Annotated in this window: 20 protein-coding genes; 7 read left to right on the top strand and 13 right to left on the bottom strand. The window is 42.1% G+C overall.

What is annotated here, in order from left to right:
• Positions 1-385 precede the first annotated feature (385 nt).
• On the bottom strand, positions 386-1,960 hold the full coding sequence (locus B7C60_RS07890) for a BCCT family transporter (RefSeq protein WP_099611182.1): 1,575 nt from the start codon (positions 1,958-1,960) through the stop codon (positions 386-388).
• A gap of 388 nt (positions 1,961-2,348) precedes the next feature.
• Here B7C60_RS07890 and B7C60_RS07885 point away from each other — a divergent pair, with 388 nt between their 5' ends.
• Positions 2,349-2,825 (top strand): MarR family winged helix-turn-helix transcriptional regulator, encoded by a 477-nt coding sequence (locus B7C60_RS07885; protein WP_099611181.1) that lies wholly within the window; start codon positions 2,349-2,351, stop codon positions 2,823-2,825.
• An 82-nt stretch (positions 2,826-2,907) separates the two neighbouring features.
• Here the strand turns inward: B7C60_RS07885 and B7C60_RS07880 are convergent, their stop codons facing one another.
• A complete protein-coding gene (locus tag B7C60_RS07880; protein WP_099611180.1) occupies positions 2,908-3,297 on the bottom strand; it encodes a MarR family transcriptional regulator in 390 nt (129 codons plus the stop codon).
• A 212-nt stretch (positions 3,298-3,509) separates the two neighbouring features.
• On the opposite strand from B7C60_RS07880, the gene B7C60_RS07875 reads away from it, so the two are divergent.
• Positions 3,510-4,175: a DUF2982 domain-containing protein gene (locus tag B7C60_RS07875; protein ID WP_099611179.1), complete on the top strand. Its 666-nt coding sequence runs from the start codon at positions 3,510-3,512 to the stop codon at positions 4,173-4,175.
• 7 nt (positions 4,176-4,182) lie between these two features.
• On the opposite strand, the gene B7C60_RS07870 is transcribed toward B7C60_RS07875, so the two are convergent.
• The 6 genes from B7C60_RS07870 to gyrA all read right to left on the bottom strand — a co-directional run bounded on the left by B7C60_RS07870 (position 4,183) and on the right by gyrA (position 11,551).
• Positions 4,183-4,839, bottom strand: coding sequence for an MBL fold metallo-hydrolase (locus tag B7C60_RS07870; RefSeq protein WP_099611178.1), 657 nt, complete (start codon positions 4,837-4,839; stop codon positions 4,183-4,185).
• 68 nt (positions 4,840-4,907) lie between these two features.
• Positions 4,908-5,459, bottom strand: a complete 552-nt coding sequence (gene mepK / locus B7C60_RS07865; RefSeq protein WP_170887559.1) for a peptidoglycan L,D-endopeptidase MepK — start codon at positions 5,457-5,459, stop codon at positions 4,908-4,910.
• A 158-nt stretch (positions 5,460-5,617) separates the two neighbouring features.
• The gene (locus B7C60_RS07860; protein WP_099611177.1) at positions 5,618-7,165 is read right to left on the bottom strand and encodes a L,D-transpeptidase family protein; all 1,548 of its coding nucleotides are present in this window, start codon (positions 7,163-7,165) and stop codon (positions 5,618-5,620) included.
• A 121-nt stretch (positions 7,166-7,286) separates the two neighbouring features.
• Complete coding sequence (locus tag B7C60_RS07855; protein WP_099611176.1) at positions 7,287-7,883, bottom strand: GTP cyclohydrolase II; 597 nt, start codon at positions 7,881-7,883, stop codon at positions 7,287-7,289.
• Positions 7,884-8,114: 231 nt separating this feature from the next.
• A complete protein-coding gene (locus B7C60_RS07850) occupies positions 8,115-8,294 on the bottom strand; it encodes a hypothetical protein (RefSeq protein WP_099611175.1) in 180 nt (59 codons plus the stop codon).
• Positions 8,295-8,854: 560 nt separating this feature from the next.
• Entirely contained in the window at positions 8,855-11,551 is a 2,697-nt protein-coding gene (gene gyrA, locus B7C60_RS07845; protein ID WP_099611174.1) for a DNA topoisomerase (ATP-hydrolyzing) subunit A, read from the bottom strand.
• Positions 11,552-11,904: 353 nt separating this feature from the next.
• On the opposite strand from gyrA, the gene ubiG reads away from it, so the two are divergent.
• From ubiG to yfaE, 4 genes are all read left to right on the top strand, one after another.
• Positions 11,905-12,615 carry a bifunctional 2-polyprenyl-6-hydroxyphenol methylase/3-demethylubiquinol 3-O-methyltransferase UbiG gene (ubiG, locus tag B7C60_RS07840; protein WP_099611173.1) on the top strand — a complete coding sequence of 237 codons (711 nt, stop codon included), beginning with the start codon at positions 11,905-11,907 and terminating at the stop codon, positions 12,613-12,615.
• Between the two features lie 429 nt (positions 12,616-13,044).
• Positions 13,045-15,327 carry a class 1a ribonucleoside-diphosphate reductase subunit alpha gene (gene nrdA / locus B7C60_RS07835; RefSeq protein ID WP_099611172.1) on the top strand — a complete coding sequence of 761 codons (2,283 nt, stop codon included), beginning with the start codon at positions 13,045-13,047 and terminating at the stop codon, positions 15,325-15,327.
• A 117-nt stretch (positions 15,328-15,444) separates the two neighbouring features.
• Positions 15,445-16,578, top strand: coding sequence for a class Ia ribonucleoside-diphosphate reductase subunit beta (gene nrdB, locus B7C60_RS07830; RefSeq protein ID WP_099611171.1), 1,134 nt, complete (start codon positions 15,445-15,447; stop codon positions 16,576-16,578).
• A complete protein-coding gene (gene yfaE, locus B7C60_RS07825; protein ID WP_099611170.1) occupies positions 16,578-16,856 on the top strand; it encodes a class I ribonucleotide reductase maintenance protein YfaE in 279 nt (92 codons plus the stop codon). Before nrdB ends, yfaE begins: the two co-directional genes overlap by 1 nt.
• A 5-nt stretch (positions 16,857-16,861) precedes the next feature.
• Here yfaE and B7C60_RS07820 read toward each other — a convergent pair whose 3' ends face one another.
• Positions 16,862-17,134, bottom strand: a complete 273-nt coding sequence (locus tag B7C60_RS07820) for a 30S ribosomal protein S6 modification protein (RefSeq protein WP_099611169.1) — start codon at positions 17,132-17,134, stop codon at positions 16,862-16,864.
• Positions 17,135-17,361: 227 nt separating this feature from the next.
• On the bottom strand, positions 17,362-18,609 hold the full coding sequence (locus tag B7C60_RS07815) for a CinA family nicotinamide mononucleotide deamidase-related protein (RefSeq protein ID WP_099611168.1): 1,248 nt from the start codon (positions 18,607-18,609) through the stop codon (positions 17,362-17,364).
• Between the two features lie 324 nt (positions 18,610-18,933).
• On the opposite strand from B7C60_RS07815, the gene B7C60_RS07810 reads away from it, so the two are divergent.
• Entirely contained in the window at positions 18,934-19,446 is a 513-nt protein-coding gene (locus B7C60_RS07810) for a glycine cleavage system transcriptional repressor (protein WP_099611167.1), read from the top strand.
• 129 nt (positions 19,447-19,575) lie between these two features.
• Here the strand turns inward: B7C60_RS07810 and nspC are convergent, their stop codons facing one another.
• From nspC to B7C60_RS18365, 3 genes are all read right to left on the bottom strand, one after another.
• Entirely contained in the window at positions 19,576-20,706 is a 1,131-nt protein-coding gene (gene nspC / locus B7C60_RS07805; RefSeq protein ID WP_099611166.1) for a carboxynorspermidine decarboxylase, read from the bottom strand.
• 165 nt (positions 20,707-20,871) lie between these two features.
• On the bottom strand, positions 20,872-22,116 hold the full coding sequence (locus B7C60_RS07800; protein ID WP_099611165.1) for a carboxynorspermidine synthase: 1,245 nt from the start codon (positions 22,114-22,116) through the stop codon (positions 20,872-20,874).
• A gap of 14 nt (positions 22,117-22,130) precedes the next feature.
• A partial coding sequence (locus B7C60_RS18365; protein WP_245868888.1) for a pyridoxal phosphate-dependent decarboxylase family protein occupies positions 22,131-23,599 on the bottom strand: 1,469 nt, incomplete at its 5' end.

The raw sequence follows: 23,599 nt of genomic DNA, 5'->3' as shown, positions 1-23,599 counted from the left end.
GGGCGGGAGCCACAATACCACGGTGAGTCTGTTGTTTCAGTTGATCGGCAGATAGCCAGGTTAACGCCGTAGCCATCACAAGCACTGCTGAAAGGCTTGAACCTATAAGTTTTTGTTTTAGAGTTAGTTTCATTGTCATTAATCATCGATAGAAGAAAATTTCAGGCAAAATAGTAACCATATTTATCATGCGTTGCACGAATTATGTCACTATGATTCACGCTATCGACTCTTTACTTTTTGCATATATTCATGCCAGATTATCGGAAAAAATAAAGGCACTAAGTATTGCAACTTAGTGCCTTTATTCATCATCTTAGCAAGTTCAGTGGGAAATTAGGTATAAAAGTACCCATCCATCACTTTATGATTCACTCAACCAATGTTACTTTTTCTGCTCAGTACGCATTCCCATAATCAAACTCACGCACATCAGCAAGAGAATAAAGGTAAATGGCAAGGCAGTAGAAATAGCCCCAGCTTGTAACGCCTGTACCGCTTCGGTACCACCAATCCACAATAAGGCAATCGCAATCGCCCCTTCCATGATCGCCCAGAATATGCGCTGTAGAACAGGTGCATCCATTTTGCCGCCAGCGGTAATACTATCAATCACTAACGATCCTGAGTCAGATGAAGTAATAAAGAAGACCAATACTAACACTACCGCAATAATCGATAATAATGTTCCCATAGGTAACCCATCAAACATTTGGAACATAGCCAGTGATACATCAGTTAACCCTTTATGGCCAAGCTCTCCAACATTATTAATCACCTCATCGATAGCTAAACCACCAAAGACCGACATCCAAATTACCGTCACTGCTGTCGGTACCAGTAATACTGCGGTGATAAATTCCCGGACAGTACGACCCTTAGAGACACGAGCAATAAACATTCCAACAAATGGAGACCAAGAGATCCACCAAGCCCAGTAAAAGACCGTCCAACCTTGGAACCATGCTTCATCAGCTCGCCCATGAGGGTTACTGAGTGGAATGATATTTTCAATATAAGCCATGAATGTGGTAGGAATGGAAGCGAAGGTTACCGCATAACCAATGATGGCCACTAACACTAACAACGCAAAGGCAATTACCATGTTAATGTTGGATATCACTTTGACACCACCATCAATGCCTCTAACCACGGATACCGTCGCTAAAAGCGTGACCCCAATGATCACCACAATTTGTAAACCAATACCCGCATCGAGACCAAAGACATGATGAATCCCACTAGCCGCTTGCTGTGCACCGAGACCCAATGAGGTTGCTAACCCAAACAAGGTTGCTAAAACGGCTAAAATGTCAACAACATGTCCAGCCCATCCCCAAGCTCTGTCACCAAGAATTGGATAGAAAATAGATCGGACAGAAAGTGGCAATCCTTTGTTATAACAGAAAAAAGCTAAAGAAAGCCCCACCACAGCATAAATCGCCCAAGGGTGAAGTCCCCAATGGTACATGGTTGCGCCTAGCGCTAACTTTGCTGCTTCCGGAGTATTCGCTTCAACACCAAGTGGTGTTTCATACCAACCTGTAAAGTAGGCCACAGGCTCAGCAACACTCCAGAACATGAGGCCAATCCCCATCCCTGCTGCAAACAGCATAGCTAACCAAGAAATAAAGGTGTGATCAGCAACCGCTCCTTCACCACCTAAACGAATTTTGCCAAAAGGGGAGAAGATTAATCCTAAGCAAAATAGAACAAATAGATTACCTGACCAAATAAATAGCCAATCAAACGTCCCTATAATTTGCCACTTTACCCCATCAAGGACATTTTTGGCGGTATCAGCATCGCTAAATAGCGTTGCGACTAAAAAGAGTACAATCAGACCAGCACTAATACCAAACACCGGATTGTGGACGTCAAACCCCCACTTCTGAACATTGTCTTGTCCAACGGTGTAATCGGTACTATCGATGCTGTATTTATCGATTCCTCGTGTCATTTTTCCTCTCTTTTATTGATTCTAAATAGAACTCAATAACCATGACAACGAAATAGATTTCCGCAAGACTTCGACATAGGCAAGGAAAATATATTTCGTGCTCATAACTATAGAGCATAACAACGGGTCAATATGGTACACAAAATCAGATATATATCTAGTAAAACAGCAAAAAATCATGGTAAAAAGGCCGAAAAGCCCAGATTCAGCCGAAAAAATAACCAAAAAGTCAATAAAATTCATTTGACAACAAAAGATTAATACTCTTCACATTATTGCTATACATGCTCAAGAACGAGGATAAAAAAGAACGTATTCTATACTTTCAAATTAATGATAACTAAGGTATGTTCCGAGCTAATTTCTCCAGATGTTGTAGGTAAGTATTGTGGAAAAGCATGAAGAAGTCTTAGTGGCCATTCGCCAAATTATCCGAGCCATCGATTTACACTCGAAAAAGTTAAGTAAACATGCTGGATTAACCGGCCCGCAGTTGATTTTAATGCGCTCGATTGAGGCATTAGGAGAAGTAACCATCCGCCAGCTTTCAAAGCACACCAATATGAGCCAAGCAACGGCAACCACGATATTAGATCGCCTTGAACGAAATCATTATGTGCAACGGGTCAGAAGTAATACAGATAAGCGTAAAGTCCATGCCTATTTAACTGATGAAGGGAAAGCGTTATTAGCCAAAGCACCACAGCCGCTACAAGACAGCTTTGTTGCTCAATTTAGGCAGTTAGATGACTGGGAGCAGAGCTTATTGCTTTCCTCTGTGCAGCGCTTATCCTCGATGATGAATGCTGAAAACATGGATGTTGCTCCCATGCTAGAAATTGGTAGTATCACTAAAACAGAATAATCACTTTTAAACACCTGACACCGTTTAGGCATGATAAATAACAAAGCCCCGAACAATTCGGGGCTTTGTTATTGGTGACCGATTAAATCGCTTTATAGATAACTTTATTACCGGCTAGCTGCTCTTTGGTGACCAAGTTCTCTTCTAGTAACTTTTTCAAAGCGCCCGTTGCCCAAGAAGCAGCTTTGGTTTCTTCTTGTCCCGCCGCCAAACCAATGGCTTTAGGATTAATACCTGCTGCATTCGCTGCAACAATGTCTAATACTTGCTGCTGCTTTGGAGTTAATGCTCTTTCTACTGGAGACTGAGCTGAAACCTTATCAACCTTTGATTGTGGTTGTGCTTTTTTTTCAACAGCAGGTTTCGCTGCTACAGGCTTGGCCGTTTTGGGTACATCAGCAATATTTGCCACCATCGCTTTGATACGTTTTTGCAGTTTCGCCTGTACGTTACGCTTATGAGCAAGTCTCATCGAGTATCTCTCCATTTCACTGTTGGACACAGTGGTGAAAATTTAAAGCGCGTTTTATAGCAAAATTTACGAGTTATTTGTAGGGCATTGGTCAACTTCATACTGAAAAGCCGACATTTTGCTGACAAGCGACTAAAATATCAGCAGATAAAAAGCAAATTGAATAAAAGAAATTGACAACCAATTCATTAATATTTGCCGATGAGGATTGTATGCCGACTCTACACTTATCAAATTATCCTTTTTATTCTGCAACAGCAATGAAACGTATATTCGCACTGCCGCTCGTAATTCTCCTTTTCTTACTGATCTTGTTCGTTGACTGGCCGTTAAGCGGTCTATTATCTTGTGGATTATTACTCTTTACTGGCGTCGGATATGGATTGCTGTGTAAAAGCTGGGTTGGATTTACCCTAACGGCAACGCATTTCCAGCAACACTTTTATCATGGCGGTTGGGTTGTTCAGTGGAATAATATCCAACATATTGGCATTTGTAGCTATCAGCAAGAAGGATGGCATCAACCTTTGCCTTGGATTGGCCTGCACTTAAAAAACTATTCTCCTTTTTTAGAGGCAATTTGCCCTCGAATAGCAAGAGAAATGCTGTTAAGTCAACGCGCCCTACTCTATTTAGGGGCTAAACAGCAAAGTCAAACAATCCTTTTTGAAGACATCGTATTAGATTCAACCCCATATCAAGATGAAAAGGGGCACATCTATACTGGATTAATGGCGATGCTTGCCAATCGTATGCGTTATCAGCGGGAATATTATGGTTTTGATGTGTATATCGCAGAAGCGGATCTTGATCGTAGTGCTAGCGAATTTGTCGGTTTGACCCGGCGCTATCTCGCCGCTGCCGAGTCAAATGAGTAGCTAAAAATCAATAGAGCGGCATTTCATCAGCCACAAATGGGTTATTGACTCGCTCATGACCAAATGTTGAGATAGAACCATGACCTGGAATGAAAGTCACATCATTGCCAAGTGGCCATAATTTATGCTTGATAGAATCAATCAATGTATTGAAATCGCCTTTGGGAAAGTCGGTTCGCCCCACACTACCATTAAAGAGCACATCACCGACAAAGGCTAACCGTGCTTGTTCACTAAATAATACGATATGACCGGGCGTATGCCCAGGGGTATGTAATACGGTTAAAATTTGTTGACCAAAACTAATAGTATCCCCTTCTTCTAGCCATTGAGTGGGTTCAAATGCTTCAGTCAATGGAAAACCAAACATCTGGCTTTGCCCCTCTAACCCTTGCAACCAAAAGTTATCCGCTTTATGCGGGCCAAGAACCTCAATCCCACCTAATAGCTTCGCTAATGGCTGAGTTCCTCCGACGTGATCCAAATGGCCATGTGTTAATACTAAGTTGACCACACGAACACCGAGTTCATCAATCAACATATTAAGTTGTTTAACATCACCACCAGGGTCAATCACAATGCCTTGCATCGTTTCATCGCACCAAACAATAGAGCAATTTTGCGCAAAAGCTGTTACAGGAACAATTTGATATTTAAGAGACATGAGGCAAACCTGTTCAATAACCATAAAATATGGCAGAAACTATGACATTGTCACTGTCATTTGACAAGTCACGCTCCTCGCCATTGGCGAACCAATCCAGTATCAATATGAATAAAATGACTTTTTGGATAATAGCCTACACCACCCGCTTGCAATTTTAGCGCGGCAGTATGTACCAAAGATAATTCGACACCTTCTAATCGAAAATCGATCGCTTGTCCCAGCATGTGTAAACTTTTTTTGGCAACCCCTCCACGACTATGATTTCGGAGCATTTTATTCGTCGCCGGAGAGCGATAACCAGAAATAATCTCAACCTTTGCTGCGGTTCCAAGCAGAGCCTGGATGCGAGAGAGTTGATCAAACAGTTGCTTATCCATTGGATAGACTTCATTACGACGGAAATCTCGACAAAGGTGATTTAGCCGCTGCAATTCAGAGCGAACATATCGATGACCGTTAAAATAACAAGATTCAAGACTCTCGCCAGTGTGCGGATTATTCAGCATCAGCACTCTGGGCTCTTGAGGTAAAGAGGCATGAACAAATGAAGGAAATACCGCAGCAGAAGCGGCCCCCAACCCCGTTAATTGCAGGAAACGACGACGAGACAAATGCAAAATAAGACCTTCATTATTGATAAAGCGAGGGCGAAAATTAACTAACTCTGCCGCTAAAATCAAACCTTTCATGGCTAAAGTTAACATAAATCAGGTCAATAACTGCTCTTACTTATTGACAATAAAGATATTATTTTTATGTCATTTTTTAGTCAGTATTATTGAGTTAAGACGCGATCTAAATGATAAATATCATCACGAAAGTGCAGTTGTCCGGCATCATACCACGTAGTTTGGTAAATAATTTGAACGAGAATACGCTGTTTTAAAGCGATGGCATAGTTAGGCTCACGACTTTGGGTCATATCTGTTTGGTCATCGAGCCCTTGCGTTTTAAGTAATGTGTTAGCAAACAGATCGGCATTTTCAACACGGATACATCCAGAACTAAACGCTCGAGAACTATAATCAAATAAATGCTTGCTTGGTGTATCATGCAAAAAGATCGCGCGCCGATTTGGTGTATTAAACTTATAACGCCCCAACGCATTTCGATATCCCGCTTGCTGACGCAATCGATAAGGAAACGATTCTGGTTGTATATTTTCCCAATCAATTAAAGCAGGATCCATCGTTTGCTGCGATCCCCAACGCGGTAATATTTCCATATGCTGCCGGGTTAAATATTGGCTATCTCTCTTAGCCATCGGTAGAATATCTTCTACCATAATTTTATATGGCACATTCCAAGTTGGGTTGACTATTAATGAATCTAACCCTACCGTCATGATTGGGGTTGGGCGAGTGACACGACCAACCACCACTTTAGACTGAAATACCGTTTCTCCAGAATACCAATATTTAAGTTCAAAATTAGGCAGATTAACCACAATAGCCGTGGTGGAACTCGGCCATAAACGCATGCGTTCAGCGTTTAAAGCAATTAATCCTAAACGAGCATCCACAGATAAATTCAGCCATTTTAGTGTATTGGGGCCTATAATCCCGTCTGATACTAAGCCATGCAGTTTCTGAAACTGTTTAATCGGTTTCACTAAAGAGTTATCGTACCAAGAGACATCATCACGTATAGTGGTTATATCAATGTTCACTAATGCTAAACGTTGAATTAAAGTTTGCCGATCTTCAAGTTTATCCCCCACTCTTTTTAACCCGCGTTGTTGATAATCGCTCAGTAATACTTCAGTTAGTGGTCGTAAAAAACGATAAGCATAAATCAACTGCTGATAAGTGGGATCTTGCGGAGTATAACGAAAAATCAGGTGATCCAATGTTTTTGAACCAACAGCAATATGTAAAGCTAAGAGAGCCGCCTCACTTGGAAGTGGTAAAGCACGCTCGAGCTTATTACCATTCAAAAACCAATCCATTCCTTCTTTTTCTGCTCGCTCTGCGTAACTTAGATACATAAGTAGCGTATCCGTAGCTAACAAATCATATTCAAGCCAAGCCTCGTGCTGCCTCTTATCAATCAACAGCGCTAAGCGGTGAGAAAAAAGTGGACTGATTTTAGCTCGATGGATCAACTCCAACTGTTCTTCAAATTGGGTACGAAGCAGCATATCGGTCCATATTCGTTGATCATTATGATGATGATATAGCTGCGCTAGCGTTTGAGGATAATAAAAGGAAAGTGTGCGGTTTTCATCAGCGGTTAGCCACCCCAGTTGCGTAAAATAAGGCGTTGCAGCGAGGGGAAAGCTAAAAAGAAGTAATAGTCCAACCGTCAGGAAACGATGTTTCATCACAACCCACCCTACAGAATTAGCATTGAACTAAGTATGGCAAAAGAACCACATTTAACCAAACTGTCCGGAGGACTATATTAAAGATAAAAACCTCATATAAATGAGGTTGTAAGCATGATTAGAGCTTTAAGCTGTGTTTACCATGAGCAACCTTCGCTTGTAAGTATTTTTCATTTCCATGCTTAATGTGAGCTGCAGTATTCACAACCTCAACAATTTCAATCCCATGTTCTTTTAGCTCACGAACTTTTTTCGGATTATTGGTCACTAAGCGGATCCTCGTTACCCCCAATGCTTTGAGCATTTGTGCGGCCTCGGTAAAATCACGAAGATCATCACTAAAACCAAGGTGATTATTAGCTTGGTAAGTATCCATGCCTTGGCTTTGTAATCGATAAGCATCAATTTTGTTATATAGTCCAATACCGCGCCCTTCTTGGCGCAAATAAAGAATAATACCTCCGTGCTCACCCATTTTATTGATGGTTTCTTCTAATTGTTCGCCACAGTCACATCGCGACGAATGAAACACATCACCAGTTAGGCATTCGGAATGCATTCGCACTAAAGGAATTGGTTGGGTTTTATCCGCGGATTGGAAGATGACCGCGACATGTTCTTTCTCTGTTTTTAGCCCTTGGAATGAAAGTATTTCTGCATCAATGTTACTTTTCAAACCGACTTTTAAATCAACTCTGGCTCTTACTTGTGCCATATCTGCACTCACTTGAATTTTTCTGGCTGCATGCTGGAATGGTATGCATCTTTCTACGTTATTGTGACTTTACTATGGGGATGACTCTCCTCTTTTTCAACGAAAAGATCACAACTTCAACATTTGTTATAATATAACAATTTCAAAAAACGGCAACAAAAAACCCAGCTTTCTTTACCGTTCAGCTGGGTTTTTTATCGATCAATCTAGCATAAAAAGCGCATACATATATTAATGGCTTTGTGATTTTTTCCATACCGTTAGTTCAACCCAAATCTCTTCTAATTGCTTTAATTCTTCCGGCGTTAACAGAGATAAAGTCGTTTTTTCTTGAGGCAAAGAATGAGACTGGAATGCACCAATCTGCGCATAAAAATCTTTTTTTAATTGCGTAATGACGGCGTAATCCACAAAGAGCCCCTATGCTAATCGTTTAAAAGTTATTCAATTAATACAAATACTATCACTTTCCAACAATAAGAGAAAAGTATTTTTTTATTTTGGAATAATTATCACAATAATACGGGAGAAGAATAAATAATGTTTAATCATCATTATTATCGGTGTCTTTATAAATAATCGGGATCTTTTTATGATCTTGTAGATAAAAAGATCAAGAGATAACGATCTAAATATATTGTTCCAACAGCGTGTACTTCGCTATAAATACCCCGTTAACCTTTTATTATGGATCGAGCGATAGCCAGCAGCTTTAGATATAAAAAAACCGAGCTTATTATCACTCGGTTTTTATTGTTTATATACCCTTCCTACTTGAATCTGTAAGGATGTTGACTACGTTCTTTCACCCCAATCACATAGCCTGTCTATGCTCATGGGGATGATGAGAGCCATCCGTGACTCTCATCAAAGGTCAGCCTGCGGCGGTTCAAATTTGTTCCAGACAAATTTATCACTCACTTGCCGCCAACCTGCAACTCCAAGTTGTTTGAGTATAATGTAAATACTATTTATTCTTCTAAATCCGTCTCGCCATCGTGAGCTGGTGAATCCTTCGCATCAACGATTATATCTTCTGCTTCTGGTACGGAAGGTAAATCCGCTTCATCCACTTCTTCGATACGTTGTAAACCAACCACTTTTTCATCTTCGGAAGTACGAATCAAAGTAACGCCTTGCGTATTACGGCCAACTTGGCTCACTTCAGCGACGCGGGTACGCACCAAAGTGCCTGCGTTGGTGATCATCATGAATTCATCGCCTTCTTCAGCTTGAACTGCACCCACAACGCTACCATTACGTTCAGACACTTTGATAGAAACCACGCCTTGAGTACCACGACCTTTAGTCGGATATTCAGACAAGCTGGTACGCTTACCATAACCATTTTCGGTCACGGTGAGCACATCACCTGCTGTTTTCGGTACAATCAACGAAACCACTTGGTCGCCATCAGCTAATTTCATACCACGGACACCCGAAGCGGTACGCCCCATAGGACGGACACCTTTGAACTTAATTTCTGGCTGACCATTTTCATCAAGCACCGGTTGACCATTCTCATCAAATAGCGGTATTTCTTCAGCTTCTTTAAAGCGAACCACCTTACCAAATTTTGAGAACAGCATGATTTCATTATTACCATCGGTGATATCAACGCCAATTAATGAATCATCATCACGTAGATTGACGGCAATCAAACCATTAGCCCGAACATTAGCAAATTGGTCTAATGACGTTTTCTTCACCGTACCATCCCCGGTGGCCATAAAGATAAATTTATCTTCACTGAATTCCGTTACCGGTAGGATAGCCGTTATACGCTCATTTTCTTCAAGTGGCAGTAAGTTAACAATCGGCTTACCGCGAGCAGTGCGGCTAGCCAATGGTAATTGATACACTTTTAGGCGATAAGTCTTACCACGAGTGGAGAAGCACAAAATATTATCATGCGTGTTAGCAACTAAAAGACGTTCAATGTAATCTTCATCTTTCATGCGAGTTGCGCTCTTACCTTTACCGCCTCGGCGTTGCGCTTCGTAATCACTGAGTAATTGATACTTCACATAACCTTCATGAGAAAGCGTCACCACCACATCTTCACGTGCGATCAGCTCTTCCATATCAATATCATGCGTTGCTGCAGTAATTTCGGTACGACGAGCATCACCAAAGTTTGCTTTCGCTAGTTGTAATTCTTCACGAATCACTTCCATTAATCGTTCGGTATCAGAAAGAATACGAATCAACTCTGCGATTTCATCTAACAGCGCTTTATATTCATCAAGGATTTTCTCGTGTTCTAATCCGGTTAAACGGTGTAGACGCAAATCTAGAATCGCCTGAGCTTGCTGCTCAGTTAAGAAATACTGACCATCACGAATACCGTATTGAGGCTCAAGCCATTCAGGACGAGCGGCATCAGTTCCCGCACGTTCCAACATCGCGGCAACATGGCCAAGCTCCCAACCTCTTGAAATTAACCCCGCTTTTGCTTCAGCAGGGGTTGGCGCTTTTCGAATTAAATCAATAATGTCGTCAATATTAGCTAATGCAAGTGCCAGACCTTCAAGAATATGCGCACGTTCACGCGCTTTACGTAATTCAAAAATAGTCCGGCGAGTGACCACTTCACGACGGTGGTTAACAAAACATTTCAACATTTCTTTTAGGTTGAAAAGTTTGGGTTGACCATTATCCAGTGCCACCATGTTAATACCAAAGGTGGTTTGCAGTTGAGTGTTGGCGTACAGGTTATTCAGTACCACTTCACCCACCGCATCGCGGCGACATTCAATCACAATACGCATTCCGTCTTTATCAGACTCATCACGCAATGCACTAATGCCTTCGACCTTTTTCTCCTTGACTAAATCAGCAATTTTTTCAATCAAACGCGCTTTGTTCACTTGGTACGGAATTTCGGTGACAATAATGGTTTCTTTACCATGTTTATCCGCTTCGATGTCCGCTTTTGAACGCATGTAAACTTTACCGCGCCCAGTTTTGTAAGCATCAACGATGCCTTTACGGCCGCTGATTAATGCTGCTGTTGGGAAATCTGGCCCAGGAATATACTCCATAAGCTCATCAATCGTGATATCTTCATTATTGATGTAGGCCAAACAGCCATCAATCACTTCGCCCAAGTTGTGCGGAGGAATATTGGTGGCCATACCAACCGCAATCCCTGATGAACCATTAACCAATAGGTTAGGAATTTTAGTCGGTAACACCGCAGGAATTTGCTCGGTACCATCATAGTTAGGCACAAAATCCACGGTTTCTTTATCTAGATCCGCAAGAAGTTCATGAGCCATTTTTGCCATACGAACTTCGGTATAACGCATGGCCGCCGCTGAGTCACCGTCAATCGAACCAAAGTTACCTTGGCCATCGACTAACATATAGCGGAGTGAGAATGGCTGTGCCATCCGCACAATTGTATCGTAAACCGCACTATCACCATGTGGGTGATATTTACCGATTACGTCCCCTACCACACGGGCAGATTTTTTATATGGTTTATTCCAATCATTACCCAGCACATTCATCGCAAACAAAACACGACGGTGAACTGGTTTTAGGCCATCACGCACATCAGGAAGAGCACGACCCACGATAACGGACATCGCGTAGTCTAAGTAAGAACCTCGAAGCTCATCTTCGATGTTTACGGGCGTGATCTCTTTAGCTAGATCGCTCATAGAGCCATTATCCCTCTACAGTTTGATCGGTATATCCAGACCACATTCAATGTTGCTCTCAAAACAGAGCTAGACATCACCGATCTGTCGCCCGGATCATATTGATACTTATAAGGTTGGAAAATATAACACAAGTTGACTGGGTTCGGCATCACTTTCCCCACGCTTTTATCAGGTTGTGACGCTTGTTGGGTCTAAAATGCTGAGAAATTACACACTCATTCCATATCCGACTGATAAGTGGTTGGTTTTTGTTCAACATTTAATGAATCATCGATAACGTGTGGTATGAATAGCGAAGCTAGTTATAATACCATCCTATCTCTCGATGTATAACACAGGCAATGATAAGCATGACTCAAGTAAAAAATGTTGATCCCAGCGAAATTAAAAAATTTGAAGAGATGGCTTCACGTTGGTGGGATTTACACGGAGAGTTTAAGCCTTTACACCAAATAAACCCATTGCGACTTAATTATGTTTTACAAAAAGCCAATGGTTTATTTGGCAAAACCGTACTCGATGTCGGATGCGGAGGCGGTATTCTAGCGGAGAGTATGGCCAAAGAAGGGGCGATCGTGACGGGGTTAGATATGGGTAAAGAACCACTTGAAGTGGCCCGTTTACACGCGTTAGAAACGGGAACCGATCTGACTTATATTCAGAGTACAATTGAAGATCATGCCCAACAATTTCCTCAGCATTATGATGTCGTGACCTGTATGGAAATGCTGGAACATGTGCCTGACCCGCTTTCTGTCGTACGTGCCTGTGCTCTGCTTGTCAAACCGGGGGGACACGTCTTCTTTTCCACTCTTAATCGCAATATTCAGTCTTACTTATTTGCCATTGTGGGTGCCGAACAGTTACTCAAAATTGTCCCGCGTGGTACTCATGATCATGCGAAATTCATTCGCCCCTCAGAACTGCTTAAAATGGTCGATCAAACGACCTTGCAAGAACAAGGCATAACCGGCCTATTGTATAATCCGCTCACCGATACTTATCGATTGGGTAAACATGTCGGTGTTAATTACATCGTTCATACTCAACATCTAAAATAATCTGATGATTGTATCGTAGAAAATAGCACCGCTCAGATAAAAACAAGAGACTTAGGTGGTCAACATTCGAGTCTCTTATCTGAAGTCAATTTATCGCAAAAGATCAAGTGATTTTTTTTCTGAACTGGTGAGTATAAAACCAATATTCAAACCATTATTTTTTACTATTAACTCTACCGTTTGATTGTCGGTAAGTAGCTACTAACTGAAAATTTTTCTTGCCCAACTTATCCACAAATTATGCAGCAACTCTGACTTGCATTCCCCCTCTGATAGCACTATCTTGTTACCCGAACACTGATACACCCCTACATATAGTGTTTATTCACACTAGGTGTAGGGCGACTTCGATAACAAAGCCAACGTTAAACTTACAAAAACCACACCAAAACACGGCTTTTATCAGTTTTGTTAGGGAAATAAAGCAGAATGAACCAACAACTTACTGTCACCAAGCGTGATGGCCGCAAAGAAACGATCAACCTCGATAAGATCCACCGCGTGGTGACTTGGGCCGCTGAAGGCCTAGAAAATGTCTCCGTATCGCAAGTTGAACTGCGTGCTCATATCCAGTTCTATGATGGGATCACCACTTCTGACATCCATGAAACGATCATCAAATCAGCCGCGGATCTGATTTCTGAAGAAACACCGGATTATCAATATCTAGCAGCTCGCCTAGCCGTCTTTCACTTACGCAAGAAAGCCTATGGTCAATACGAGCCGCCAACTCTCTTTGAACACGTTTCAAAGATGGTAGAAAAAGGCAAATACGATCGACACTTATTAAAAGATTATAGCGAAGCAGAATTCGCGATCATGAATGAGTTTATCGACCATCGCCGTGACCTCAATTTTTCGTATGCCGCCGTCAAACAGCTGGAAGGTAAATACTTCGTACAAAACCGAGTAACCGGTCAAATCTATGAAAGCGCCCAGTTTTTATACATCTTGGTCGCCGCGTGTTTATTTGCAAAATACCCGCAAGCCACACGTCTAGACTATATACAACGTTTTTATGATGCGACATCAACCTTTAAAATTTCATTGCCAACCCCAATCATGGCTGGAGTCCGAACCCCGACCCGCCAGTTCAGCTCATGTGTACTCATTGAATGTGGCGATAGTTTAGACTCAATCAATGCCACTGCTAGCTCTGTGGTTCGTTATGTGTCTCAACGTGCGGGTATTGGTATCAATGCTGGCCGTATCCGTGCACTCGGCTCGGAAATTCGTGGAGGAGAAGCTTTCCATACCGGTTGCATCCCTTTTTATAAATACTTCCAAACTGCGGTTAAATGTTGTTCTCAAGGTGGGGTGCGCGGTGGTGCAGCCACGGTATTCTATCCTCTCTGGCATGGTGAAGCTGAATCGCTGCTGGTGCTGAAAAATAACCGAGGAGTGGAAGAAAACCGTGTTCGCCATATGGATTACGGCGTCCAACTGAATAAATTGATGTACAAGCGTTTAGTCGAAGGTGGCAATATTACCCTATTTTCACCTTCCGACGTTCCTGGTCTATACGACGCATTCTTCCAAGATCAAGATGAATTTGAACGTTTATATGTTCAATATGAAAATGATCCGGACATTAAAAAGCGCAGCGTAAAAGCGATTGAAATTTTCTCGCTCTTAATGCAAGAGCGTGCATCTACTGGTCGAATTTACATTCAAAATGTCGATCACTGTAATACCCATAGCCCATTTGATGCCAGCGTCGCACCAGTACGTCAATCGAATCTGTGTTTAGAGATTGCTCTACCTACCAAACCACTAACGAATGTCGAAGACGATAGCGGTGAGATTGCACTCTGTACCCTGTCTGCCTTTAACTTAGGTGCAATAGAAAAACTGGATGATTTCGAAGAGTTAGCTGAATTGGTGGTGCGTGCATTAGATGCTCTACTCGATTATCAGGATTACCCTCTTCCAGCGGCACGTAAGTCCACCATGAATCGCCGAACGTTGGGCGTGGGTGTCATCAACTACGCTTACTACTTGGCAAAACACGGTGTGAAATATTCCGATGGCAGCGCGAACGGATTGACGCATCGTACCTTTGAAGCAATGCAGTATTATCTGCTTAAAGCATCGGTAAACCTTGCCAAAGAACAAGGAAGATGCCCTGCGTTCAATGAAACAAACTATGCTAAAGGCTTGCTCCCCATCGATACCTATAAGAAAGATATTGATCTTATTTGTCGTGAAGATCTGCATTACGATTGGGATACTCTGCGTCACGACATCATGGAGTTTGGTCTACGTAACTCAACCTTGACCGCTTTAATGCCATCTGAAACCTCATCGCAAATTTCTAACGCGACCAATGGTATTGAGCCACCACGTGGTTATGTATCGGTCAAAGCCTCTAAAGATGGTATTTTAAAGCAGGTGGTACCTGAGTTTATCAAACTCAAAGAGAACTATGAGTTATTATGGAATATCGGCTCAAATGAGGGTTATTTGCACCTAGTCGGTATCATGCAAAAATTTGTTGACCAAGCGATTTCTGCCAACACTAACTACGACCCAAGTCAATATGACTCAGGTAAAGTGCCAATGAAGAAGTTATTGCAAGACTTACTCACTGCGTACAAGTTTGGGGTAAAAACGCTTTACTACCATAACACCCGTGATGGTGCGAAAGACGATCAAAAAGATGCTGTTCAGCCACAAGATGATGATTGTGCTGGCGGCGGATGTAAGATCTAACTTTGTCGTTCTCTTCAGCTCACTTTGTACACTCGTACAAGTGAGCGAGAACAAACGTTATTCACTGATGATTTGTATACCTCTTGCAATAATAAGAGGTGAAACGGATGAAACACTATGGCTTACAGTACGTTTACCCAGAAAAAAAATAACCAACTCAAAGAACCTATGTTTCTTGGTCAATCGGTTAATGTCGCTCGCTACGATCAGCAAAAATATGAAATTTTCGAAAAACTGATTGAAAAACAATTAAGCTTTTTCTGGCGACCAGAAGAAGTTGATGTCTCTAGTGATCGTATCGATTACGGGAAGTTACCTGAACATGAAAAGCATATTTTCATTTCCAACCTTAAATATCAAACTCTACTCGATTCGATCCAAGGCCGTAGCCCAAACGTTGCATTACTGCCTTTGGTTTCACTACCAGAATTAGAGACTTGGATCGAAACCTGGTCATTTTCTGAAACGATCCACTCTCGCTCATACACACATATCATTCGAAACATTGTGAATGATCCTGCGGTTGTCTTTGACGATATTGTTGAAAATGAACACATTCTCAAGCGAGCAAAGGATATTGCCCACTATTATGATGACTTAATCCAATACACCAACGATTACCATCGTTTGGGCGAGGGTTCTCACCAACTGAATGGTGAGACAGTCAATATTAGCCTTCTGGAACTAAAGAAAAAGCTTTACCTATGCCTTATGTCGGTCAATGCACTAGAAGCGATTCGCTTTTATGTTAGCTTTGCTTGTTCATTTGCTTTTGCTGAGCGTGAGCTAATGGAAGGAAATGCAAAAATTATCAAGTTAATCGCTCGTGATGAAGCACTGCATCTCACTGGCACTCAGCACATGATCAATTTACTGCGTAATGGGATTGATGATTTTTCATTCTTGCAAATTGCAGAAGAATGTAAACAACAATGCTTTGATCTGTTTAAAGAAGCCGCCGAACAAGAAAAAGAGTGGGCTGCGTATTTATTTAAAGATGGTTCAATGATCGGTTTAAACCGCGATATATTATGCCAATATGTTGAATACATTACTAATATCCGCATGCAAGCCGTTGGTTTAGAACCTGCTTATCCAAAAGCAACCAGTAACCCGATTCCTTGGATTAATGCGTGGCTATCTTCTGACAATGTTCAAGTAGCACCACAAGAAGCAGAAATCAGCTCTTACTTAGTTGGTCAAATTGATAATGAAGTGAAAGCTGATGATTTTGAGGGCTTCGAACTGTAATGACCAGCCTCACGATCAACAAAATATTAACGATTGAATCGAACCCAACGAACACCTTACTGGAAAGTATGGAAAATGCCGGGTTACTGCCAGAGTATAACTGTCGAGATGGCCACTGCGGTGCTTGTCGTTGCCGTTTAATTTCTGGTGAAGTGGAGTATGTTGGTTTTGCCATGGCTTACACACAAGGCAACGAAATTTTACCTTGTATCTGCAAAGCAAAAAGCGCGCTTGAATTGGAAGATGTGAAATACTTCCCGAAAGCTAAGCGCGCTTAATCTATCTATTTTAACAAGCCAGAGCGACATTCTGGCTTGTTTGTCCCAAACAGTAAACGATCTGCAGTCGTCACTGATACCGATTTATTTGCGACCTCTCTCCCGTCATCATCAAACAAGGACAACTGATAGCCATAACCCAGCTTGAGTGGGTCTTCCGATGGTGCACGCCGCCACAACGAAGTCATATCTTGGGATTGATTGACCAACACTTCACCTAATATTATTTTTTGACTAGCAATTTTATACCACACGATAATTTTTGATTGATGGAACATCACAGCCTCCTGCCGAAATGATTCAAGCCGATGTTTGATGGATAAACAAGGTTAAGTTTACAAACAAATAATAATCTCGTGGCAATCAATTGTATCAGTTCAACAACACTCTCAATGAATCAGGCAGTTACCGTTTAGACTGATTATGCATAGACGCTATGCAATACCATAAATTCAAGTAATAAGGTTATCTTTCATTCGGTTATGTTGCTCAACCCTGTGATGGTTTATGATGATATGCTTAATAACTGAGCGGGTAGGTGCATTTCTTTTATCACCGACACTGAACCGTATTGGGTAAACACCGTTTTTCCAGAAAGATAGCGACGTAACATATCCCCCGCAATAGTACCAATCAACTCTCTTTGCTCAGACAACGAATAAGTTCGATTAAAAGTTAATTGCTGCCCCCACTCACCTTGTGGCGTTGATAATGCAACGCAAAACGTATCTTGATGCAAAGGCCCGGTCACGAGTGCAAGATCCGTTGCACATTTATCTTTCGTCGCTCCCGCCAAAGCAAAAATAGCCGCTAACGGTTCTTTCTCTACAAGCTCAGAAGCAACCTGATGGCTTAATATCCAGCTATGACCGCTCAGTTGATCAATCTGAGCATTGCTTAACAACCACTGTGACAACCAACCTTTGGTTGCTTGTTCGGCAATCGATAAGGACAGCCCTTTATCAGACATTAAATGCCCCAGATGCTCGAGCATCGGTTGATCAATGCTAACAACGTAAGGTTCAATCAAAGAATGGATGATTTGCATTAACTTGATACGCTTAGTCAAATCATTTCGAGGGCCAAATAATTTCACTTCAATAAAGGGTAAATATGAACGATAACCCAAGGTATACCCTTCAGGTAACTGAAGTTTATCTAACTGATCGGATAAGCCAGATTCTGAGCTGCCAAAAGTATATAATTTACTGCATTCAAGCCCAACCTGCTGAGGAAACTGTTGTTTTAGATCAGGCAAAATTTGCTCATTAACCATGCGTATAAATTCTTTTGGCACCCCAGGCGTAAAATAGAACCAACAATCGTTAATCTGCATTTTAAATCCACAAGCGGTGCCAATTGGGTTATCTAAAATAGTCGCTTTTTCTGGCAACATTGCTTGTTTAATATTGCTCTCTGGCATAGTTTTTTGTCGATGAGCAAAAAAAGCTTCTAACTTCGTTAACCACTCAGGAAAGAGCACCAAAGCCTGTTCTGCCGCTTGTGCTGCAGCCGCAGCACTAAGATCGTCGCTCGTTGGCCCTAAACCGCCATTCACAATCACCACATCGTTATTAAAACTGAGCATCAATAACTCTTCCGTTAATATCGCTTGGCTATCACCAACGGTGGAACGCTTGTGAAGACTAAACCCATTGTCAAAAAAGAGACGAGAAAGCCAAGCCGCATTCGTATCCAGGATATCACCGTGTAGAACCTCTTCACCTGTACTTAGCATTGCTATTTTGAGCATAATTAACCCTTATTTCTATTGGTGAAGGAGTTTCACTCTCCACCACTCTTTTACGACTCAGTATACCTAAATATCCTTCGAATCTGCGACTATTGTTAACTAAATAACATGACCACAACCCTTCCTGAGGATAAATGTTTCGCGTTGATTTAGACCTCAATCCTTCTATTGCTCAAAGAATGGCTCTCTTTTGTGCGTAAAGTACAATTATCGCATCTTTGTCTTCATACCTCTTGTAAAAATTGACCCACATCAAGCTTTATTAACAAGAAACACCTACACTCAGTGGTATAGGATTTGTTAGGTAATGTTCTGGAGGCCGTTATGAATTGTACTTTTATTGTTAACTTCGTGGGTACAGCGACCGCTGCCACAATTAAACAGCTTGCCGCCATTACCCATGAGAATGACGGTAAGTGGCTAATTAGCAAAGTAAATTTTATTGACAACCAAGTTGCAGCCGTGATTAAAGTCGAGATGCCGCTTGATAAAGCCTCCATCGTTAAAGAAGCATTTCAATCACATCCGGATCTGCTGGTGCAAATTGTCGATTGTGAAGCCAGCGCTAATCAGGAAGAAGCGATTTACCAAGTTCGTCTTGATGCAAATGATCGCTTTGGTATCGTCAATGAAATCACTCATTTACTGGATGGTCAAGGCATTGGCATTTTAGATATGGATTGTCAGCGAGTCTTTTTAGCGGGTGGTGGTGGAGTAAGCTCAAGTTTATTTAGTGCGATGATGGCCATTCGCTTGCCAGCAGAAATCCAGATTGAAGATGTCATTAAAGAGCTGGAAGCGCTCAGTGAAGATACTCGAGTCATGCTCGAGTCTTAATCTAACCAGCACCTAACTTAATCAATTATTAGATCGATCAATAAAGGGAGGCTTGTGCCTCCCTTACTCTTTGTCACAACAGCGAGAAGTTACTCGCTGTCAATCGACAATACATGGCTGGAAAAACAATTAAACTGACCATTGAGACAAAGAGCGTTTAAAGTCTTGGTAACCAAACTCATTTAATTTAATGATTTGTCCATCACGACGCTCACAATACACCGATGGCATTTTTAGACCATTAAACCAGTTTAGCTTCACCATGGTATAACCGGCGCTGTCCATGATATGCAGCTTTTGCCCGATCTGTAATGGCTGAGCAAATTTAGCCACGCAGAATTGATCGCCAGCCAAACAAGAACATGAACCAATCACATATTCATGTTCACCCTGTTCACTGGCTTCGAGTACCGATGCTGGCTCACGATAAATCAAAGTATCAAGGCGGTGCGCTTCGGTCGCCGAATCAACAATCGCGGTTTGCATTTCGTTATCTACAATATCAACCACGGTCACGACTAAATCTGTGGTTTGAGTAATGATCGCTTCACCCGGTTCAAGGTACAACTGCACCTTGTGCTTATCAGCAAACGCTTTCAGCGCATCGGCGAGTTTATCCACATCATAGCCCGGCCAAGTAAAGAAGACACCGCCACCTAAGCTTACCCAATCGAGTTTATCAAGATAAGCACCAAACTTTTCAGAAATCGCATCAAGCAACGCAATAAATGCGTCTACATCCTTGTTCTCACAGTTCATGTGGAACATCACACCATTGATAGAGTCGAAAACGCTGGTATCTAACTTATCAAACTGTACTCCGAGACGAGAAAATTTACGAGCAGGGTTAGCTAAATCTTGCCCCGCATAACTCACTCCCGGATTTAAACGTAAACCTAGTGATGCCTTACCTTCCACCAAGTGGCGATAAGCCGCCAACTGAGATTGAGAGTTAAAGATCATTTTGTCGCAAATATCAGCAACCTCTTTAACATCCTGCTCACTGTAACCAACACTGTAAGCGTGAGTTTCACCGCCAAACTTCTCATAACCTAGCTTGACTTCAAACGGGCCCGAGCTGGTGGTGCCGTCAAGGTAAGGCTTAATGATGTCAAACACGCCCCAAGTCGAGAAACATTTCAATGCCAGCACTAATTTAACCCCTGAACGTTCTTTTAAACGCTTAGCGATTTCCAAATTAGCGATCAACTTCGCTTCATCGATCATGAAGTAAGGGGTGTTTAATTCACTCTTTTGCATCTGATTTTATTCCTATTCATATCCAGTGACTTTCGTTACTGGAAATATCCTAAAAAGGAAAAAACAGCCGCTACTCAGTAGCTGCTGTTTTAAACACGCGGTATTTATTTCACATCTCTAGAATCAATATCCAAGCAATCAGTTCTAAGATGCCCTCAGTGATGATTATTTGAGAATTTTAATATCAGGCTGTCCTGGCTCAAGTTCAATCACATCCCAGTCCAAACCAATCGATGGCATGGTTTCTAAGAACGGATCGGGATTCAACTGCTCCATATTGAACACACCCGCTTGTGCCCACTCACCACGGAAAAACTGTAGCGCAGCAGTAATTGCTGGTACGCCAGTGGTATAAGCAATCGCCTGATGCTCAACATCCTTATAAGCCACTTGGTGATCAGCGTTATTATAAATAAATACACTGCGCTGTTTACCGTCTTTTATACCTTGCACCCAAGTACCAATACACGTTAATCCCGTGTAGCCCGGTGCGAGTGACGTTGGATCCGGTAACATAGCTTTCAATACTTGCAGTGGTTTTACTACCGTTCCATCATGCAAAGTTAATGGCTCTGGGTTCAATAAACCAATATCTTTCATCACATTAAAGTAATTCAGGTAACGATCGCCAAAGCCCATCCAAAATTCAATCCGTTTAGCTGGTATAAATTCTTGCAGCGAACGAATCTCATCATGAGACATTGAATAAACTTTAAAATTACCGCAATTCGGGAAATCGAATTCCAGCATCCGAGTATGGCAAGGAACGCTTTTCCACTGCCCCTCTTCCCAGTAGAAAGAGTCACCCTGAATTTCCAGTAAGTTAGTTTCTGGATCAAAGTTGGTGGCGAATTTTTTACCGTGATCGCCTGCGTTAATATCTAACACGTCGATGGTATCAATTTCATCGAATAAATGTTTGGCGGCATAAGCGGCAAACACACTCACCACACCAGGATCAAAACCTGCACTCAAAATACCAGTAATGCCCGCTTGCTTAAATTTATCGCGAAACGCCCATTGTGGATCATATGCTTCAGGTACTTGTTGGCCTTCTGTGCATAAGTCAACAGCCACTGATGTATCTAAATAAGAGACCTTCGCTTGGTAGCAAGCTTCCATAATTGTGACGTTAACCCAAGGAGGGCCTGCATTGATCACTAAATCTGGTTTTACTTCATTAATCAGTGCCACCAAAGCTGCAACATCATCAGCATCCACTGCGCGAGCTTCTAGCTTCTTAGTCGAATCTTTAAGGTTATTTTTACCTTTAATGGATTCAATGATCTTCTCACACTTCCCAATAGAACGAGAAGCAATGGTAATATCACCCAGTACGTCATTGTTTTGCGCTGCTTTGTGAGCAACGACCCAACCAACACCGCCCGCACCAATCTGTAGAATTGACATAGTATCCGTTACCTTTATTTCGCTAGCTCAACCGCTAGAGTTTCAATTTTAGCCAGTAAAGATTCAAAATCTGAAATCTTTAAGCATGGATTCAAGATTGTGAATTTCAAAGCCGTTTTGCCATCCACTATGGTTTCGCCAAGTACAGCGACACCGCGTACCAAGGCCTGCAGACGAACGGTTTTATTCAGTTCATCTAAATCAGACGCTTGTGTGTTTACCGCGCGGAACAACACGGTAGATAAACAAGGTTCAGCTAACAGTTCAAAAGCGTCATGCTGACGAACTAACTGAGCCACTTGTTGAGTTTGCTCAAGTAAATGATCATACATGGCACCCATTTGTTGTGGTCCCACGTTTTGCATGGTCATAAATACTTTTAAAGCATCAAAACGCTTGGTGGTCGCAATCGATTTATCGACCAAGTTTGGTAAAGTATCGTGTTCACGGTTTAAGTAATCCGCATGATGAAGCAGATACTTAAAGTTATGCTTGTCTTTCAGTAGCAAAGCGCCACAGCTGATGGTTTGGAAAAATAACTTATGGAAATCAACACTGACTGAGTGAGCGCGCTCAATGCCCTGTAAACGCTGTTTATGACTACTCAAAATCAGCGCACCACCGTAAGCACTGTCGACATGCATCCATAAATCATATTGCTGAGCGACATCAGCAATCGCCACTAAATCATCAATGGCACCGTGATCGGTTGTTCCAGCGGTGCCGACAATAGCAAAAGGTATTAACCCCTCCGCTTTTGCTTGGTGTATCACAGCGTCTAGCTGAGTGACGTCCATCGTGCCATTAGGCAGTGCATCCACAGCAAGAGTGGCTTTTTCGCCTAAGCCCATCCAAGATGCAGATTTTTGCACCGTGAAGTGCGATTTTTTCGAACACACAATCCGCAGCTTATCGGCATAGTCTGGTAGGCCAAGCTTTTGAATTGAATGGCCACTTAATTTATCGGCAATCCAATCACGGGCTAACAGCAAACCCATTTGGTTACTTTGCGTGCCACCACTGGTGAAAATACCGTCCGCTTGAGCACCTAACTGGTATTTATCACACATCCAATCCACCACTTTCTGTTCAACAAACGTTGCCGCAGAAGATTGATCCCAAGAATCCATGGATTGATTGAGTGACGCGATGATCGCCTCAGCCACCACCGATGACATCAATGGCGGTGTGTGCAAGTGAGCAATACAATCTGGATGCTGAACAATGATTGAATTTTTAGCAATCAGTTCAGCAGTATCTGAAATCACATCGTGCAAAGACGCATTTTTATTATCCAGATCAACCGCGTTAATCGCATTTTCGAGGATCTTTGGCTCTAACCCCGAATAAGGCGCATTAACCTGCTCAAACACCGCTTTCATTGCCGCTGTGGTATGGTTCATTACTTGAGCAAATTCTTGACTACCTAAATGGCCAGTATGGATAAAGTGTTTTTTCCATTGTTCGTTGGACGCTTCAGGCT

Origin of the sequence: Vibrio fujianensis (assembly GCF_002749895.1) — a bacterium.
GTDB classification, from domain to species: Bacteria; Pseudomonadota; Gammaproteobacteria; order Enterobacterales; family Vibrionaceae; genus Vibrio; species Vibrio fujianensis.
The sequence above is the reverse complement of the archived record's forward strand: the minus strand, read 5'-3'. Positions and strand labels throughout refer to the sequence as shown.